General features: G+C 68.7%; 14 protein-coding genes. 2 read left to right on the top strand and 12 right to left on the bottom strand.

The window, feature by feature from the left end:
• Window positions 1–32: 32 nt before the first annotated feature.
• The 3 genes from MARPU_RS15725 to MARPU_RS15715 all read right to left on the bottom strand — a co-directional run bounded on the left by MARPU_RS15725 (window position 33) and on the right by MARPU_RS15715 (window position 5,154).
• Window positions 33–3,437, bottom strand: coding sequence for an MFS transporter (locus MARPU_RS15725; RefSeq protein ID WP_005223067.1), 3,405 nt, complete (start codon window positions 3,435–3,437; stop codon window positions 33–35).
• A gap of 93 nt (window positions 3,438–3,530) precedes the next feature.
• Window positions 3,531–3,944 carry a DUF1641 domain-containing protein gene (locus MARPU_RS15720; protein WP_005223066.1) on the bottom strand — a complete coding sequence of 138 codons (414 nt, stop codon included), beginning with the start codon at window positions 3,942–3,944 and terminating at the stop codon, window positions 3,531–3,533.
• 19 nt (window positions 3,945–3,963) lie between these two features.
• Complete coding sequence (locus tag MARPU_RS15715; protein ID WP_005223064.1) at window positions 3,964–5,154, bottom strand: NAD(P)/FAD-dependent oxidoreductase; 1,191 nt, start codon at window positions 5,152–5,154, stop codon at window positions 3,964–3,966.
• Between the two features lie 265 nt (window positions 5,155–5,419).
• Here MARPU_RS15715 and MARPU_RS15710 point away from each other — a divergent pair, with 265 nt between their 5' ends.
• Window positions 5,420–5,860 carry a winged helix-turn-helix domain-containing protein gene (locus MARPU_RS15710; protein ID WP_005223062.1) on the top strand — a complete coding sequence of 147 codons (441 nt, stop codon included), beginning with the start codon at window positions 5,420–5,422 and terminating at the stop codon, window positions 5,858–5,860.
• A gap of 6 nt (window positions 5,861–5,866) precedes the next feature.
• Here the strand turns inward: MARPU_RS15710 and MARPU_RS15705 are convergent, their stop codons facing one another.
• Together MARPU_RS15705 and MARPU_RS15700 are read right to left on the bottom strand one after the other, a co-directional pair.
• Window positions 5,867–6,715, bottom strand: a complete 849-nt coding sequence (locus tag MARPU_RS15705; RefSeq protein ID WP_005223054.1) for a pirin family protein — start codon at window positions 6,713–6,715, stop codon at window positions 5,867–5,869.
• A 3-nt stretch (window positions 6,716–6,718) separates the two neighbouring features.
• Window positions 6,719–7,333, bottom strand: a complete 615-nt coding sequence (locus tag MARPU_RS15700) for an FMN-dependent NADH-azoreductase (protein ID WP_005223052.1) — start codon at window positions 7,331–7,333, stop codon at window positions 6,719–6,721.
• A gap of 115 nt (window positions 7,334–7,448) precedes the next feature.
• Between MARPU_RS15700 and MARPU_RS15695 the strand changes: the two genes are divergently transcribed.
• Complete coding sequence (locus MARPU_RS15695; protein WP_005223051.1) at window positions 7,449–8,351, top strand: LysR family transcriptional regulator; 903 nt, start codon at window positions 7,449–7,451, stop codon at window positions 8,349–8,351.
• Window positions 8,352–8,386: 35 nt separating this feature from the next.
• Here the strand turns inward: MARPU_RS15695 and MARPU_RS15690 are convergent, their stop codons facing one another.
• From MARPU_RS15690 to MARPU_RS15660, 7 genes are all read right to left on the bottom strand, one after another.
• Complete coding sequence (locus tag MARPU_RS15690) at window positions 8,387–10,363, bottom strand: BCCT family transporter (RefSeq protein WP_005223050.1); 1,977 nt, start codon at window positions 10,361–10,363, stop codon at window positions 8,387–8,389.
• Between the two features lie 113 nt (window positions 10,364–10,476).
• Window positions 10,477–11,922, bottom strand: a complete 1,446-nt coding sequence (locus tag MARPU_RS15685; RefSeq protein WP_005223048.1) for a TrkH family potassium uptake protein — start codon at window positions 11,920–11,922, stop codon at window positions 10,477–10,479.
• Between the two features lie 39 nt (window positions 11,923–11,961).
• Window positions 11,962–13,077 carry a glycosyltransferase gene (locus MARPU_RS15680; protein WP_005223046.1) on the bottom strand — a complete coding sequence of 372 codons (1,116 nt, stop codon included), beginning with the start codon at window positions 13,075–13,077 and terminating at the stop codon, window positions 11,962–11,964.
• 129 nt (window positions 13,078–13,206) lie between these two features.
• Window positions 13,207–14,061, bottom strand: coding sequence for a glycine betaine ABC transporter substrate-binding protein (locus MARPU_RS15675; protein WP_005223044.1), 855 nt, complete (start codon window positions 14,059–14,061; stop codon window positions 13,207–13,209).
• A gap of 50 nt (window positions 14,062–14,111) precedes the next feature.
• On the bottom strand, window positions 14,112–14,969 hold the full coding sequence (locus tag MARPU_RS15670; RefSeq protein WP_005223040.1) for a glycine betaine ABC transporter substrate-binding protein: 858 nt from the start codon (window positions 14,967–14,969) through the stop codon (window positions 14,112–14,114).
• A gap of 145 nt (window positions 14,970–15,114) precedes the next feature.
• Complete coding sequence (locus MARPU_RS15665) at window positions 15,115–16,584, bottom strand: hypothetical protein (RefSeq protein WP_005223038.1); 1,470 nt, start codon at window positions 16,582–16,584, stop codon at window positions 15,115–15,117.
• Window positions 16,581–17,426: a glycine betaine ABC transporter substrate-binding protein gene (locus tag MARPU_RS15660; protein WP_005223036.1), complete on the bottom strand. Its 846-nt coding sequence runs from the start codon at window positions 17,424–17,426 to the stop codon at window positions 16,581–16,583. The genes MARPU_RS15665 and MARPU_RS15660 overlap by 4 nt, the downstream gene beginning before the upstream one ends.
• Between the last annotated feature and the right edge of the window lie 8 nt (window positions 17,427–17,434).

Raw genomic sequence — 17,434 nt, 5'->3', positions numbered from 1 at the left:
CATTTCGTTTTTATTGCTTTTATAACATGTGTTTATAGCGATTCTTTCGGCGTCTTGCAGGTCGCGAGATCGGCCGCCAGCCGACGGCTTGCGCCGTAGTCGACCTTGCCGCTGCCGAGCCTGGGGATGCGCTCGACCTGATGGATCTCGGCGGGCATCTCCAGCGGCGTCATCCCCGCCGTGCGCAGCTGACCGCGCAGTTGGTCGAGTTCGAGCACGGCGCTGACCAGCAGCACGATGCGCTCGCCCTTGCGCGGGTCGGGCAGGGTGGTGGCCACCAGGTCGAGCTCGGGGCAGGCGAGCGCGGCCTTGACCTGCTGCTCGACATGACCGAGCCCGACCATCTCGCCGCCGATCTTGGCAAAGCGCGAGTAGCGCTCGACGATGGTGAGGAAGCCGTCGGCGTCGACCCGGCCCTTGTCGCCGGTGCGGTACCAGCGCATGCCGTCGAGGGTGATCACCGCCGCGGCGGTGCGCTCGGGATCGTCGAGATAGCCCTTCATCACCTGCACCCCACCGATCAGGATCAGTCCCTCCTCGCCGGGGGGCAGGGTGCGCAGGTCCTCGGGGTCGACGATGCGGAAACTGGTGCCCGGCAACGGCATGCCGACGCTGCCCGGGCGCGAGCCGATCTGCACCTTCCAGGTGGCGGTCTCGAGCGCGTCGGGGACGTTGACGCTGGCCACCGGGGTGGTCTCGGTGGCGCCATAGCCCTCGTAGATCGGCTTGTTGAAGCGCAGCAGGAAGGCCTTGCGCACCTCCGGGTCGAGCCGCTCGGCGCCGGCGACCACCACCCGCAGCGACTGCAGCATCAGCGGGTGTACCCGCGGGTGGCGCAGATACAGCCGCAGGAAGCTCGAGGTGCTGCACAGCACGGTGGCGCGATAGCGGGCGATGGCGCGGGCGTTGGCGAGCGCGTCGGTGGGGTCGGGGTGACAGACCACGGGGATGCCCTCGAGCAGCGGCAGGAAGGTGGTGACCGTCAGCCCGAAGGCGTGGAAGGGCGGCAGGTTGGCGAGGATCAGGTCGTCGCGCTCGGTGTTGAGCACGTCGGCGATCTGGCGCACGTTGGCGAGGATGTTGCGATGGGTCAGCTCGACCCCCTTGGGCAGGCCCTCGCTGCCGCTGGAAAACAGGATCGCCGCGGTCTCGTCGGCATCGAGCCGGGCGCCGAGCGCGCGCAGCAGCCAGCGCGGCGGCAGCAGCCGGGCGAGGACGATCAGCAGCAGTGGCCGTACCCGACCGATCCGCCCGCGCAGGTCCTCCAGCGCCACCGCCTCGACCCCGTCGAGTGCCGCGTCGAGATCGATGCCACGCTGCGCGAGCCGCGCGCGAAAGCGCCTCGAGGTCAGCACCACGCCGCAGTCGGCGCGGGCGATCGACTGGCGCAGCACCTCGGGCCCGGTGGTGTAGTTGAGGTTGACCACCGTCTTGCCGGCGAGCAGCGCGGCGAGGTTGGCGAGCGCGGCGCCGACGCTCGCCGGCAGCAGGATGCCGACCCGCGGCCCGGGGCAACGGGCGCGGACCTCCAGGGCGAAGGCGAGCGCCGCGCCGGCGAGCCGGGGCTGACCCAGACTGGTGCCCTCGGCATCGGCCAGACAGACCCGCGCCGGGGTGCGCCGATTGGCCTCCAGCCAGGCCTCGGGCAGGCTCGGCAGCTGCTCGACATGGCGCTGCCAGGAACTCACCGAGAGTTCGAACACCGCCTGCTTGACCTGCTCGGCGCTGCTCTCGCGCGCCATCGGGGCGCCGAAGGCGACCACCAGGTCGCGGGTGCGCCCGACCCGGCGGTTGGCCTTGAGCTGGTCGCTGGCGTGCGAGAAGCGGCTGCCCCAGAGCCCGCGCAGATAGAAGGGCACGATCACCGCGCCGGTGGTGGCGCTGGCGGCGCGCTCGAAGCCGCGCTTGAAGGCCGAGAGCTGGCCGTTCTTGCTCAACGTGCCCTCGGGGAACAGACAGACCACCTCGCCGGCCTCGAGCAGCCGGGTCACCCGCGCGGTGGCCTCGCGGCTGGCGCCGCCCGAGATCGGGATCACCCCGAAGAAATCGAGCAGGTGACGCAGGTACCAGCGCTCGTAGAGCCCGCGCTCCATGACGAAGCGCACCGGGCGCGGTGCGGCCATCTGCACCACCGCCCAGTCGATCCAGCTGACGTGGTTGCCGAGCAGCAGCACGCCGCCGAGCGGCGGCAGCTGCTCGACCCCGATCACCGCGAGGCGATAGCGGGTGGCGAGCAGCCGACCGGCGACGAAGCGGGCGAGCGACTGTGGCAGGTGATAGAGGGTGTAGCCGGCACCGAGCAGGGCGGTCAGCGCCAGCACCCCGAGCAGCGCGCCCGGGGCGACGCCGAGTGCGAGCGCGGCGGCCACCGCCAGCGTGCCGCCGAGCACCCCGGCGCGCGAGAGCGCCTGGGCGCACCCCAGGGCGCTGCCGTGGCGGGCGGTGACATGGAACTGGATCAACGCCTGCAACGGCACCAGGAAGAGTGCGCCGGCGAGCCCGAAGGCGGCAAGGGCGAGCACCTGGGCGCCGCCGGAGAGCCCGGGCAGCAGCAGCAGCGAGACGGCGACGCCGATGGCGCCGAAGGAGGCGAGCGCGCTCTCGATGTGATCGCGCGAGAGCCGCGCGGCGAGCAGTGCGCCGAGCACGAGGCCGACGAGTCCGGCGGCCAGCGGCCACAGCAGGGGCAGTGGACGCTCGTCGAGCGCGGCGGGGAGACCGAACAGCAGCCCGGCGGCGATCGCCCAGAACAGGGTGAGGCCGATCAGCGAGCGCCAGATCACCGGGTTGGCGCGCAACGCCCGGATCTCGGCGATGAGGGTCGTGGGCGTGGCCGTCTGTCTTGGCGTCGGCGCGTGCGCCAGCCGGCGCGTCAGCGCGAGCTGGGCGAGCGCGGCCAGCGCCAGCGGGACGAGCGCGGGGAGCAGCTGGCGCAGTCGTGTCGCCAGGTCCGCGCCCGTGGGGGTGACGAGCAGCAACGACCAGCCGGCGAGCAGCCCCAGCCCGAGCGCGCCGAGCAACTGGGCGTTGGCCACGCCGAGCCGGTGCTTGCCGGTGATCGCCTGGAGCCGCACCACCACCGCCGGGGCGAAGAGGGCGAGCTGGGTGCCGAGCAGCAGCGCCGCGAGCCAGGGCGTGCCCGGCCAGCCGAGCCACTGGAGTGCGGCGAGCAACGCGATCAGCAGCACCTGCCCCCAGGCGGCTAGGCGCAGTGGCAGCGTGGTGCCCCGGCGGTCGATCCAGCCGCCGATCGCGCTGCTGAGCAGCGCCGGGGGCGCGAGCAGCAGCATCCACACCAGGGGCTTGGCGAGCGGTATGACCTCGGTTGGTGAGAGCGCGCGGTGCAGCAGTGCCAGCATGCCGCCGGCGACGAGTGTGTTGAGCGCGACCAGCGCTTGCAGCTGGGTGGTGGCGGTGGGCCGTGGCGACTGATCCATGGTGCGATCCTCGCGTACCGAGTCGGGTGGGAGGCGGTGGCCTTCCACCCGAGTCTAGGCAGGCGGATGCGCGCGCGCCATGGCGCGGCCCGGTCAGTCGTCCTCGGGGATCTCGGCCTCGAGCGCGACCTGGCGGCCAACGGCACCGAGCAGCTGGATGACGAAGAACAGCCCGCGCCTGACCTCGGGGTCGTTGAGCTGGCGCGAGAGCTGCCACAGGGTCGGCGGCTCGCTGTCGGCGGCGGTGGCCGAGGCGCTGCGCAGCGCGTTGCCGGCCGACCAACCGGCCCACACCACCTCCTCGAAGGCCTTGGCGAGCTTCTGGGTGAGCTGGTCGTCGGCCATGTCGATGAAGTCGGAGGTGGCCGAGAGCAGGTCGACGACATTGTGCAGGCGCCGCCCCTGCAGCAGTGGGGTCAGATGTTCGGCGAGGTCGCGCAGCCCCTCGGCGGTGTCGGGGTCGGCGAGCACCGCTGCGGCGTCCTGGGGTTTGGTGGCGGTCAGCATGATCGAGTCCTCCTCTCCACTACACCAGACCGCGTGCCGTGGCCCAGTAGACGCCACGGTTGAAGGTCTTGCGCATCAGCCCGCCGACCTTGGTCGGGGGGGGCGGTTGGACGTCCTGGTCGTAGTCGTACCAGAGCGGCATCCCGGCCTCGAGCCCCATCTGCGCGATCGCCTGGACGCGACCGTCGTAGACCGCCGGGGTGGCGCCCTGGCGCAGGTCGAAGGCGATGTTGTCGATGATCACCGGCGACTGGTTGTGACAGGAGCCGCCGGCCTTGGAGATCGGCAGGTCGACGGTGTCGCCCATGCAGTAGACGTTGGGATGGCCCTTGAGCTGCAGGCTGCGACGGTTGGTCGGCAGCCAGCCCTCGTCCTCGGCGGCCTCGGAGACGCCGGAGTTGATCACCGCGTCGACGGCGCGGATCGGCGGAGTCGACATCAAGATGTCGAAGTCCTCGCTGTCGCCCTCGCTGGAGTGGGCGACGCGGGCATCGGGGTCGACGCGTTCGAGGGTGAAGCCACGTTTGAAGTGGATGTCGCGGTCGCTGAAGATCTGCGGCAGGACCTCGCAGGTCTGCTTCTGCATGAACAGACAGTTGCGCAACAGCTGCGAGACGCTGGGATAGGTGTAGAGGATCTCGACGCGGTCGCGTACGCCGCGCCGGCGCAGCAGCTCGTCGACCATCAGTGTGGTCTCGATCGGCGCGATCCCGCACTGGTGGGGGACGTCCGGGGTCTTGGGGAAGGTGACGGTGATGAAGATGCGCCCGCGCTCGATGGTGCGCAGCTTCTGCGCTAGGCGCCGGGCCGGTTCGAACTGGTAGAAGTGGTCACCGGCCTCGGCCAGCCCCTCGATGCGCTCGGGCGCGGGCAGGCAGCCGGTGGAGACGACCAGATAATCGTAGTCGTAGTGGGCGCCGCTGCGGGTGTGCAGACGGCTGGCGGAGAACTCGAAGGCCTCCACCTCGTCGACCACGAAGCGCACCTCGGGGCGCAGCAAGGTGGCCTGTTTGCGGCGTAATTCGGCCTTGTGGTACATGTCGAAGGCGACGTACATGAAGGCCGGCTTGTAGTAGTGCCAGGGTGAGTTGGAGATCAACATCACCTCGACCTGGTTGCGCCGGATCTCGACGCCGAGCTTGGAGACCATGTTGTTGGCGGTCATGGTGCCACCGATGCCGCCACCGACGATGACGATGCGCTTTTTCATCATCCACCCTCGTCTCGTACCGCGAACCTGAGTCGGACGGGCCGGTGGCCGGGGTGCTCGCCCGGCGCCGCCTCCCGGGCGGTTGCCGATCCCGTGCGCGTCCCGTTCCCGGGCGCGCTTCAGTGCCATGCGGGGCCGCCCGGGCGGCTGGTTCGCGAACAGCCGCGGCGGGTCGACTCGGTCCCTCATGGTGTCGTGATCCACGGTACTTGGCCGCTGGGGAAAAGGGAATAACCGAGTTTTTCAATCTGAAAAGGTCCCTGTCATGCCCGCCGATCCCTCCCCTTCCGTCCCCGTCGATCCGGTCGACCAGGTCCGCCGGGCGATCATCGAGTGCCTGAACCGCTTCTATGCCATCGAGAGCGGGATGTGGGGCGATCCGCTCTCGAGCCTGATGATCCGTACCGTGATCCAGGCGCGGCTCGAGGGCCGTCCCCACGACATCTCCTCGTTGAGCACCTGTCTCGACCTGAGCCTCGCCACCGTGCACCGCAAGCTCAGGCGCATCGCCGCCGACGGTTATATCGAGATGCGCCGCGAGGGGCGCTCGATCCGGCTCTATCCGACCGAGCGGGTGGAGGTGCTGTTCGACACCCGCTTCGACGAGATGATCGAGACCCTGCGCGCGCTCTACGGGCGTGGCGAGGGGAGGGCGTCGGACTGGGATCCGCCGCGACCGTCCTGTGTCGACGACGGCGATGACTGAGCGCGCTCAGTCGGTCAGCCGACCGGCTTCGTAGTCGGCGATCGCCTGGTCGATCTCGGCCTGGGTGTTCATCACGAAGGGGCCGTAGTGGACGACCGGCTCGGCGAGCGGTCGGGCGGCGATCAGGAGTGCGCCCGCGCCCTGCGTCGCGGCGCCCAGTCGCAGCCTTCCGGCATCGTCGAATTCGGCGAGTTGGTGACGTCCGATGCGGTGGTCAGCGATCACGATCGCGCCTTGATGGACGTAGAGCAGGTGGCGCCAGCCCGGGGTCGTCGGCAGCTCGATCTCGCTCCCTGGGGCGAGTGCGAGATCGAGCAGCAGGGGGGCGCTCGCCGCCTCGGTGAGCGGGCCGCGCGTCGGTGTGCCGACGATTTCCAGATCGCCGGCGATCAGCCGTATCCGACAGCCTGGGGCGGGGTCGAGCCGAGGGATCCGCACGGCGGGAATGCGCCGATAGGCGGGGTCGCCGAGCTTGTCCCGCGCCGGTAGGTTGAGCCAGAGCTGCAGCCCATGTGCCCGGCCGTCGCGCGGCACCGGCTGCTCGGCATGGATGACGCCGCGTCCGGCGCGCATCCAGGCGACCTCGCCGGTCTCGACCAGGTCGCGGTTGCCGAGATGGTCGGCGTGGGCCATGGCCCCGTCGAGCATCAGCGTCAGGGTCTCAAAGCCTCGGTGCGGATGGTCGGGGAATCCCGGCGGGCTGCCTCGACGATCGGTGACGACGAAGTCGTCGAGCAGCAGCAATGGATCGAGTGCGCCCATCCCCTCGCGGGCGAGGATGCGCCGCAGCCGCACCCCGGCCCCGTCCGAGGCCGGGCACGCGGCGAGCACTCGGCGTGGGCGCGCGTCGTCCATCGCTCAGCCCGCCAGCTCGGCCGCCAGCGCCTGCGTCTCCTCGGTCGCCTGGGCGATGCTCGCGGCACGGGCCTCGTCGCCGAGGTTGAGCCCCTCGGCGTAGACCAGGTGGATGTCGGTGATGCCGATGAAGGGCAGCATGCTCGTCAGGTAGGCCGCGACTGTGTCCTCGGGGAGGTTGCGATGGATGCCGCCACGGCTGAGGAAGGCCACTGCACGCTTGCCCTCGAGCAGTCCGACCGGTCCCTGCTCGGTGTAGCGGAAGGTCTCGCCGGCGCGGGCGATGAGATCGAACCAGGTCTTGAGCTGCGCCGGGATGGCGAAGTTATACATCGGCGCGCCGATCACCAGCAGATCGGCCTCGCGTAGCTCGGCGATCAATGCGTCGGAGCGTGCGACCGCGGCCTGTTGGTCGGCGTCGCGGTTCTCGGCCGGGGTGCCGAAGGCGAAGACGGTGGCGGTGTCGAGCGCGGGCAGTGGGGTGGCGGCGAGATCGTGGTGGGTGACCTCCAGCGCCGGGTGATGCTCGCGCAGGGCGGCGACGAAGTGTGCGCCGAGGGTGGTCGAGACGCCTTGGGCGGCGAACAGGCTACTGTCGAGGTGAAGGACTTTGTTCATGATGTGTACGGCTCCGGTCGGTGGATGAGGTGAGGATGTAAGTTCAGGATAGGGCTAGATTTCGTCTTCTTTTATGCGAATATCGGTGCTTTCCCATCAAGAATTTAGATCAGTCATGTCCAAGCCTCCACGCACCTCGCTCGAACACTGGGCCATGCTCCAGGCGGTGGTCGATCACGGTGGCTTCGAGGCGGCGGCCGAGGCGCTCGGACGCAGCCAGTCGGCGGTCAGCTACGGGATCAAGCGCTTGCAGGAGCGGTTGCCGGTGGTGTTGCTCGAACAGCGTGGTCGGCGCAGCCTGCCGACCGCCGCCGGCGAGCGGTTGCTGCGTCGCTCGCGGATCCTGCTCGAGGAGGCGCACCGCCTCGAACGCCTGGCCGCGACCCTGGCCGAGGGCTGGGCGCCCGAGGTGCGGCTCGTGCTCGATGCCGTGGTGACGCCCCCGGGGTTGTTGCTGGAGGCACTCGCGGCCTTCGCCGCCGAGGCGCCACAGACCCGGGTGGAGCTGATCGAGTCGGTGCTCTCCGGGACCAGCGACGCGCTGTTGCGGCGTCGCGTGGATCTGGCGATCACCCCGCTGGTGCCGCCGGGGTTCCTCGGCGAGACGCTGGTCGAGGTCGAGTTCGTCGCCGTCGCCCATTGCGATCATCCACTGCGGCGGTTGGGGCGTGCCCTGGAGGTTGCCGACCTGCGCCAGCACTGCCAGGTGGTGGTGCGCGACAGTGGCCAGCAGCAGATCGACCGTGGCTGGTTGGGCGCGGACGTGCGCTGGACCGTCTCGCAGCTGGAGACGGCGATCGCGATCCTGAGGCGTGGGCTGGGGTTCGCGTGGATACCGCGCGCGCGGGTCGCCGAGGCCCTGGCCAGTGGCGTGCTGCGCGAACTCGAACTGGCGGAAGGGGCGGGTTACCGAGTGACACTGTACCTGGTGCACGCCGACCGCGCCGCGGCCGGGCCGGCGGTCGAGGCGTTGACCCGGGCGCTGTTCGCTGCGGCCAAGGGGGGCGAGGTGGGGTAGGCCGACCGCCGGCCGTGGGCCGGCGGCGGCGCGGGTCAGCGCAGCAGGTGCAGGAAGTGCATGTGCTTGTGGTACTGGCTGATGATGTCGTTGATCACCGCCTCGCGCGACCAGCCCATCACGTCGTAGTCCTGTCCGCCCTCGCCGAGGTGGATCTCGGCGCGGTAATAGCGCTGCTCCTCGGGCGCGTCCTCGGCGGAGAACTCGGGTTGGATGAAGGCCGGCTTGATGTGCGAGCGGCTGCGGACCTCGTAGATGAAGTCGACCTCTTCGCCGAGCATCACCATCAGCCGCACCCGGTCACGTTCCTCGTCGAGTTCGACCGCGGTCTCGAGGTCGTGCTTGCGCAGCTCGTTGGCCACCGCCTCGCAGGCGGGACGAGCGATACGACGCATGAAGCGGCGCACGTTCTCACGGCTGGGGGCGTCCATGATGGTGCCGAGTCGGTCCTGCCAGTCGCCGAGTCGTTCGCTGGGGGCGATCGGGGCGACGTTCATCTGCAGGCTGTCGCGCTTGGCGGCATCGACCCGTAGCGCCTTGAGCAGGCCGAAGGTGGCGATCAGCAGCACCACGGCGAAGGGTAGCGCCGAGGCGATGGTCATGGTCTGCAGTGCACCGAGTCCGCCGGCGACCAGCAGCACCGCGGCGACCACGCCTTCACCGGTGGCCCAGTAGACGCGCTGCCACAGCGGGGTGTTGTCGTGACCGTTGGAGCAGAGCATGTCGACCACCATCGAGCCCGAGTCGGATGAGGTGACGAAGAACACCACGACCATCACTGTCGCGATCACCGAGAGCACGCCCGACATCGGGAACTGCTCGAGGAAGGCGAACAGCGCCAGGGTGACGTCGCTCGAGACGGTGTCGCCGAGACTGGTCAGCCCCTCGTTGAGGATCATGTTGATCGCCGAGTTGCCGAAGAAGGTCATCCACATCAGGGTGAAGCCGCTGGGGATGAACAGCACGCCCATGGCGAATTCACGGATGGTGCGCCCGCGTGAGACACGGGCGATGAACAGACCGACGAAGGGTGCCCAGGACAGCCACCAGCCCCAGTAGAGGATGGTCCAGCCGCCGAGCCACTCGGTCTTCTCGTAGGCGTAGAGGTTGAAGGTGTTGCGCACGATGTCCGAGGCGTAGGCGCCGACGTTTTGCACGAACGCCTGGAGCAGGAACACCGTGGGGCCGGCGAGCAGCACGAAGGCGAGCAGCGCGATCGCCAGGCCCATGTTGAGTTCGGAGAGCCGGCGGATGCCCTTGTCGAGACCGGTGGTGACCGAGATGATCGCCAGCAGGGTGACGCCGGCGATCAGGATCACCTGGACGCCCACGCCGACCGGGACACCGAAGACGTGGTTGAGCCCGGAGTTGACCTGCAGCACCCCGTACCCGAGCGAGGTGGCCACGCCGAACACGGTGCCGATCACCGCGAACACGTCGACGGCGTGACCGATGGGACCGTAGATACGCTCTCCGATCATCGGGTAGAGCGCCGAGCGCAGGGTCAGCGGCAGACCGTGGCGATAACTGAAGAAGGCCAGGATCAGCGCGACGATGGCATAGATCGCCCAGGCGTGCAGGCCCCAGTGGAAGAAGGTGATCTTCATCGCCTCGCGGGCCGCCTCGACCGTGGCGCCGTCGCCGACCGGGGGGGCGAGGAAGTGCATCACCGGTTCGGCGACACCGAAGAACATCAGACCGATGCCCATGCCGGCGGAGAACAGCATCGAGAACCAGGTGAGATAGGAGTAGTCCGGGCTGGAGTGGTCCGGTCCGAGCTTGATCTCGCCGTAGCGTGACAGCCCGAGGAAGGCCACCGTGATCAGGATCACCGCGACCGCCAGCACATAGAACCAGCTGGCGTTGTCGACGATGCCTTGCTGGAAGCGCTGTAGCCAGGCGTCGGCGGTTTCAGGAAAGGCCGCGGCGATCACCACCATCAGGATGATCAGGGTGGAGGCGGTATAGAAGACTGGGGGATTGAGTCGGGCTTTTTCTGGAGTGGATTGCATTCATTACCCTTTGGGGGTCTTCGGTTTGCTGTCTGACAAGAGTAAATGCAATTGCAGCTGACGGGCAGTGTGAAGCACGTTTCGTGGTTGAGCGGGCGGTCGCGTGCATCGTCTTAGCGCCGCCAGAAGGCGGGCGAGAGGATCACCAGGATGGTGAGGACTTCCAGTCGACCCAGGAGCATGGCGCCGACGGCGATCAGCTTGCCGAGATCGCTGACCGTGGCGAAACTGGTGGCGACCTCGCCGAGTCCGGGACCGAGATTGTTGAGGCTGGTGGCCACCGCGCTGAAGGCATCGAGCGGGGCGAGCCCGGCATGGATCATCAGCAGGGTGAGCAGGGCGAAGGTGGTCAGATAGAGGGCGAAGAACCCCCACACCGAACGCGCCAGGCGCGGGTCGACGCTACGCCCGCCGAGACGCAGCGGCAGCAAGGCGTGGGGGTGGATCTGTTGGCGGATCTCCAGCAGCCCCTGCTTGACCATCAGCAGTACGCGCAACACCTTGATGCCGCCGGCGGTGGAGCCGCCGCAGCCGCCGATGAAGCTGATGTAGATCAGCAGGATCGGCAGAAAATCCGGCCAGTGGGCGAAGTCGACGGTGCCGAAGCCGGTGCTGGTGACCACCGAGACGACCTCGAACAGCGCATCACGCAGGCTCTCGTCGAGTCCCTCGTAACCGCCCTCGAGGCGGAGCACCACGCCGATCAAGAGTACACAGCCGAACACCAGCGCGAGAAAGGCGCGGGTCTCGGCATCACGCAGATAGCGCATCGGCTCGCGGCTGCTCCAGGCCGCGTAGTGCACCGCGAAGTTGATCGCCGCGAGCAGCATGAAACAGACCGCCACCGTCTCCACCGCCGGGCTGGCGAAGTAGCCGATACTGGCGTCGTGGGTCGAGAAGCCGCCGGTCGAGACCGTCGAGAGGCTGTGGCAGAGCGCGTCGAAGGGCGTCATTCCGGCCAGCCAGTAGGCCAGGGCGCAGGCCAGGGTGAGCCCGAGATAGAGGGCCCAGAGGGTACGTGCGGTCTGGGTCAGGCGCGGCGTGAGCTTCTCCTCCTTGAGCGGTCCCGGCGCCTCGGCGCGATAGAGCTGCATGCCGCCGATGCCGAGCAGTGGCATCACCGCCAGCCCGAGCACGATCAGTCCCATGCCGCCGAACCACTGTAGCTGCTGACGGTAGAACAGCAGCGCGCGGGGCAGGGTGTCGAGCCCGCTGATCACCGTTGCGCCGGTAGTGGTGACCCCGGAGGTGGACTCGAACAGGGCGTCGACCGGCGCCAGCCCGAAGCCCAGGTGCAACGGCCAGGCGCCGAGCAGGCTGAGCAGGATCCAGAACAGCGCCACCACCAGATAGCCGTCGGCGACGCCGAGGGTGCGCGCTTGGTGGCGCCCACCGAGCCACAGCAGGGCGCCGAGCCCGATCGAGCCGAGCATCGGCCAGAGGAAGTGGCGCCACTGCGGCTCGCCGTACCACAGCCCCACCGCGATCGGGGCGAGTAGGGTGAGACCGAACAGCAGCGCGTAGACCCCGACGATGGCACCGATCAGTGGCAGTCGCATGGGCGTGGCCTCCACTGGTTTGGCGGCGTGTGCCCCGGCTCAGTCGGCGAGCCCGAGCACCTCGAGATAGTGTGCGGCACTGCGTTCCTGACGATAGGCCGCGACCGCCCGGCGCAGGATCGCCGGCGGCAGCGGCGCGTCCAGGGTCGCGATCATGGCGCGTGCCAGCGCCTGATCGTCGCCGACCGCGACCAGTGGGCCGTAGCGACCGCCATCGAGCAGTTCGCGTGGACCGCTCGGGCAGTCGGTGGCCACCGTCGGCACGCCGAGCGCGAGCGCCTCGGTGAGCACGTTGGGCGAGCCCTCCCAGGCCGAGGAGAGCACGAACTGCCGGGCGCGGGCGATGAAGGCGTAGGGATTGTGCTGGAAGCCGGGCAGGGCGACCGCTGCGCCGATCCCCAGCTCGCGGGCGAGGCGCTCGAGTCGTGCCCGACCACCGCCCTCGCCGAGGATCATCAGCCGGCACTCGGGCCGTTCGGCATGAACTCTGGCGAAGGCGCGCAACAGGGTCGGGAAGTCCTTCTGGCGCTGTAGCCGCCCGGCGCCGAGGATCACCGGGGCGCCGCCGTCGGCGAACCAGGGATGGGGGCAGGGCGCGGCGGCCTGCTCGGCCAGCTCCGGGGTGATCACCGGGTTGCGGATCACGCGGATGCGCGCCGGCTCGAGCCGGGCGATCCGCGCGGTGTCGGCCGCCACCCCCTCGGAGACGGCGACGATACCGTCGAGGCGGGGGTAGAGAGTGCGGATCGGCGCATAGCGCAGCCAGCGTGCGAGTGCGCTGCGTTCGGCCATGGCAGTCGAGAGATGGGTGCCGAGCCGCAGCACCAGCCGGGTGTCGGTGCCGGCAAGGGCGCGGGCGATCACCGCCGCGCGCCCGGCGCGGTCCTTGGCCGCGAGCAGGGCCGCGGGACGACGGCGGCGCAGATAGCGCGCCAGCACCGGGATGGCCAGCTGGGTGTGATCGACGCCGAGGCGGATCTGTCGGACCTCGGGCGGGAGACGTTCCAGGTGCGGACCCTCGGCACGCACCAGCAGCAGCTCGACCGGCTGACCGAGAGCGACGAGACCACGGATCAGGTTGACCAGCATGCGCTCGACCCCGCCGCTCCCGGAGAAGGAGGCGAATACGGCGAGCACGGGCTTGGGGTGGGGCATGGCGCGAGATCCTGGGCTGGGGATGGGGCGGAGGTCTCGCGCGAGACGGGGCCGCCGCCCGGGGCCGGACGCCCCGGACGGCGATCATGATACCCGAGCCGGTGAGCGACCCGGGTCGGTCGGCGTGGCTCAGGGCAGCCAGGCCTCGACGACCTCGGGGTGCGCCTCGACCCAGCGGCGGGCGTTGTCGTAGGGGTCGGAGCGTTTGTCCTGCTGGTTCATCACCATCAGCTCGGCCATCTGCTCCGGGGTCCAGTGGAAATTGTCGAGTACCGCCACTGCCTCGGGCATCTCTTCGGCGAGCCCCTGGCGGGTGAAGGTGTGGATGCGCTCGGCGCCGCCGAAGACGTTCTCCGGATCCTCGAGATACTTCAGGTCGTAGCGGGCGAACTTCCAGTGCGGGGTCCAGCCGGTGACCACCACCCAGTCGCCGTCCTCGATGGCATCGCCGAGCACCGCGGTCATGATCGCGCCGGTGCTCTCGACCAGGTCGAGCTGATCGATGCCGTAGGCCTCCATCGCCAGCTCGGTCTTCTTCATCAGCCCGGCGCTGGGGTCGATCCCGATGATCTCGCCGTCGAAGCGCGCGGCCGCGGCGTTGAGTTCGGCGATCGAGTCGATCTCGACATAGCTCGGGACCACCAGCCCGATGCGCGTGCCCTCGAGGTTGGGGCCGAGGTCGACGACCTCGTCGGCGACCTGGTCGAGATAGTGCTGGTGGGTGGTCGGCAGCCAGGCGGCGACCATGGCGTCGACATCGCCGGCGGCGAGCGCCTGCCACATCGCTGCGACCGAGACCGAGGAGGTCTTGACCTCATAGCCGAGGTCCTCGAGTACCACGCGGACCACGTTGACGCTGGCGATCTCGGTCGCCCATTCGCCGTAAGCGAGTTCGATCTCGCCCTTGTCGGCGCCCAGAGCGGGCGTACTCAGCAGGGCAGCCAGGGCGGCGCCGACGATCTTGCGATTGAGGGTCTTGATCATGAGGTGTCCTTGTTGATTGCTTGCTGTGCGTGATGCGTGTGCTCGGGCCATCAGGGCAGCCAACTCTGGACCACCTCGGGATAGGTCTCGACCCAGCGGCGGGCGTTCTCGTAGGGATCGGCGCGCTTCTCCTCGTTCCACGCCATCAGCTCGCCCATCTGCTCCGGGGTCCAGTGGAAGTTGTCGAGCACCGCGTAGGCCTCGGGCATGTCCTCGGCCAGCCCCTTGCGTACCACGGTATGGATGCGCTCGACGCCGCCGTAGATGTTCTCGGGGTCGGCGAGATACTTCAGCTCATGGGTCGAGAACATCCAGTGCGGGGTCCAGCCGGTGACCACGACCCAGTCGCCGTCCTTGATCGCATCGCCGAGCACTGCGGTCATGATCGGGCCGGAGCTTTCCACCAGCTTCATGTCCTCGAGTCCGTAGGTCGCCATCACCTGCTCGGTGCGACGCATCATCCCGGTGCCCGGCTCGATGCCGATGATCTTGTTGTCGAAGCGTGCGGCGTTCTCCGCCAGCTCGGCGATGCTGTCGATCTCGACATAGGCGGGCACCACCAGACCGACCCGGGTGCCGATGAGATTGGGACCGAGGTCGTCGATGCGATCGCGCACCTTGTCGTAATAGATCTGCTGGGTGGTCGGCAGCCAGGCGGCGACCATGCCGTCGACGTCGCCCTCGGCGATCGCCTGCCACATGGCGCCGACCGCGACCGAGCGGATGGTGACGTCGTAGCCGAGGTCCTCGAGCACCACCTTGATCAGGTTGGTGCTGGCGATCTCGGTGCTCCACTCGCCGTAGACCAGTTCGATCTTGCCCTTGGAGCCGGCGAGGACGCCGCTGGAGAACAGCGCGCAGAGACCGAGCAGAACGAGGGTAGGGAAGGTGAGGCGGGGTTTGTCCATACTGCGAGTCAATCCTTCAGGTTGAGCGACGCGCCGCCACCGCGCGCGGATCGTCTTGTGCGGCGTCGGGGTCTTGGGGTGGGAGTGTGAAGCGGGGGGGGGAGCGGACTGCCGGACGGGCGGTGCGCGCCCGTCCGGGTCGGCATCAGAAGTAGTAGCCCAGGTTCAGGGTGAACCGGTAGTTCCACTCGTCGTTGCCGTTGGCGCCGAAGTCGCCGACGCCATAGATGCTGCCGTAGTTGTCCTGCAGCCCGTTGCCGGCGTCGTTGCCGACGAAGTAGTTGCCGTTGGAGTAGGCCAGATCGCTGTAGATGTACCAGCCGCCGCTGGCCCAGGCGGCACCGACGGTGATCAGGTCGCTGTTGTTGAACTCACCCTCGTCCTTGATGATCGAGCTGTACTCGACATAGGGCAGCACGTAGTCGAGCCAGGGCAGGTTCGGGGTCTCGTGCTTGTAGCTCAGCGACACCGCCGGGACCCACGCCTTGCTGGCCACCGGCCAGGCGAAGTCGAACGCGCCCATCGGGATCAGGGTGTCGGTCCCCCAGGGGTTGTCGGCGTCGATGTCGTACTCGTAACGGGTCAGCTGGGTGGCCAGGGTCCAGTTGCGGTAGCGGTTGACCATGTGCGCCGAGGCCGCCCAGTGGCTGCCGTCGTCGGCGCGTTGGCCCTTGAGCTGGCCGTACTGCAGCGACACGCCGATGTCGGTGGGGATGGCGGCGTCGGTGAGGTGGTAGATGGCGCGCAGGTTGAACTGGTGGCGCTCCTCGTAGCCGTTGTTGGCGCCGCCGTAGGTGACGTTGCCGTTCTCGTCGACCGATTCGGTCCAGCGCACCGGGTCGTAGCTGTAGCGGGCGCTGTCGAGGCTGCGACCGAAGTAGTTCCCCTCGCTGGCGGCGTAGTAGCCGACATCGATCGTCCAGTTGTCGATGTCGGTGGTGTACTTCACGCCCAGGTCCATGTCGTCGGCGAGACCGACATAGTAGTGCATGTCGAACATGTAGCTCTGCGACACACCGAAGGGGCCGGGGCCGAAGGGCACCCGGTTGACGCCGACCTTGAGTTCGCTGTCGTCGGCGAAGCGGTAGCCGAGCCAACCGGTATGGAGGAAGTTGTAACTCTCCCGGGTGCCGGCCGGATACCAGCGGTACTGGAACTCACCGATGAAATTGTTGTAGTCGAGCGAGAGTTCGAGCCGGAAGGTGTCGAGTTCGACGTTGCCGCCGTTGCCGCCGCGGTTGGGGGCGTTGTCGAGGCCTTCGTAGCTGCCGAGGACGTAGTTGGCGCGCAGCGCGCCGCCGACGGTGACCGGGCCGAGCTTGAGGCTGCGATCGACCGGCTCGGCTGCGGGTGCTGTGGTGGCGAGGCGCTGCTCGGCCTCCGCCGCCTGCTGCTCGGCGGCGACGGTCTCGGCGCGGGCAGCGGCCAGCTCGCGCTGGGCGGCGGCGAGCTGGCGCTGCAGCTCGGCGATACGGCCCTCGAGGGCTGCGGCATCGGTGGTCGCGGCCGTTGCCGGCAGGGCGCTCAGCGCCCCGCCGAGGGCGAGCAGCGCGAGCGAGGCGCGCGCGCCCGACTGGGGCAGATGGTTATTGTTATGGGAATATTTTTTGATCACGGCTTCCAGCTCTCAACGGTCTCGGCGTTCTCTTCGACCCAGCGGCGGGCGTTCTTGTAGGGATCGGCGCGCTTTTCCTGGTTCCACACCATCAGCTCGGCCATCTGTTCCGGGGCCCAGTGGAAGTTGTCGAGCACGGCGTAGACCTCGGGCATGTCTTCCTTGAGTCCCTTGCGCACGATGGTGTGGATCTCCTCCTCACCGCCGTAGATGCCCTCGGGGTCCTCGAGGTACTTCAGGTCGTACTGGGCGAACATCCAGTGCGGGGTCCAGCCGGTGATGACGACCCATTCGTTGTCGTCGATGGCGTCGCCGAGCACGGCGGTCATGATCGGGCCGGTGCCCTCGACCAGGGTGACGTCCTCGAGTTCGTAGCGCTCGATCGCCAGTTCGGTCTTGCTCATGATACCGGCGCCGGGGTCGATGCCGATGATCTTGTTGTCGAAGCGCTCGGCGGCGGCGTCGAGTTCGGCGATCGAGTCGATCTCGACATAGCTCGGCACCACCAGGCCGATGCGGGTGCCTTCGAGGTTGGGGCCGAGGTCCTCGACCTCGTCGGCGACCTTCTCGAGATAGTGCATGTGGGTGGTGGGCAGCCAGGCGGCGACCAGCCCGTCGACGTCGCCGGTTCCCACGGCCTGCCACATGGCGGCAGCCGAGACCGGGGTGATCTTGACGTCATACCCCAGGTCCTCGAGCACCACCTTGACGACGTTGGTGCTGGCGATCTCGGTCGACCATTCGACATAGGCGAGTTCGACCTCGCCCTTGTCGGCGGCCAGCGCCGGGGTGACGAGCGCACTCAATGCCGTAGCGGCGGCGGTCAGGGTGAATCGGTTCATGGTGCGGG

Source organism: Marichromatium purpuratum 984 (assembly GCF_000224005.2).
Classification (GTDB): Bacteria; Pseudomonadota; Gammaproteobacteria; order Chromatiales; family Chromatiaceae; genus Marichromatium; species Marichromatium purpuratum.
This window is presented reverse-complemented; position numbering and strand designations above follow the sequence as displayed.

Bases quoted from the DNA above. Each gene is read 5' to 3' on its own strand.
- MARPU_RS15725 (WP_005223067.1), bottom strand. From the start codon at position 3,437: ATGGATCAGTCGCCACGGCCCACCGCCACCACCCAGCTGCAAGCGCTG.
- MARPU_RS15720 (WP_005223066.1), bottom strand. From the start codon at position 3,944: ATGCTGACCGCCACCAAACCCCAGGACGCCGCAGCGGTGCTCGCCGAC.
- MARPU_RS15715 (WP_005223064.1), bottom strand. From the start codon at position 5,154: ATGAAAAAGCGCATCGTCATCGTCGGTGGCGGCATCGGTGGCACCATG.
- MARPU_RS15710 (WP_005223062.1), top strand. From the start codon at position 5,420: ATGCCCGCCGATCCCTCCCCTTCCGTCCCCGTCGATCCGGTCGACCAG.
- MARPU_RS15705 (WP_005223054.1), bottom strand. From the start codon at position 6,715: ATGGACGACGCGCGCCCACGCCGAGTGCTCGCCGCGTGCCCGGCCTCG.
- MARPU_RS15700 (WP_005223052.1), bottom strand. From the start codon at position 7,333: ATGAACAAAGTCCTTCACCTCGACAGTAGCCTGTTCGCCGCCCAAGGC.
- MARPU_RS15695 (WP_005223051.1), top strand. From the start codon at position 7,449: ATGTCCAAGCCTCCACGCACCTCGCTCGAACACTGGGCCATGCTCCAG.
- MARPU_RS15690 (WP_005223050.1), bottom strand. From the start codon at position 10,363: ATGCAATCCACTCCAGAAAAAGCCCGACTCAATCCCCCAGTCTTCTAT.
- MARPU_RS15685 (WP_005223048.1), bottom strand. From the start codon at position 11,922: ATGCGACTGCCACTGATCGGTGCCATCGTCGGGGTCTACGCGCTGCTG.
- MARPU_RS15680 (WP_005223046.1), bottom strand. From the start codon at position 13,077: ATGCCCCACCCCAAGCCCGTGCTCGCCGTATTCGCCTCCTTCTCCGGG.
- MARPU_RS15675 (WP_005223044.1), bottom strand. From the start codon at position 14,061: ATGATCAAGACCCTCAATCGCAAGATCGTCGGCGCCGCCCTGGCTGCC.
- MARPU_RS15670 (WP_005223040.1), bottom strand. From the start codon at position 14,969: ATGGACAAACCCCGCCTCACCTTCCCTACCCTCGTTCTGCTCGGTCTC.
- MARPU_RS15660 (WP_005223036.1), bottom strand. From the start codon at position 17,426: ATGAACCGATTCACCCTGACCGCCGCCGCTACGGCATTGAGTGCGCTC.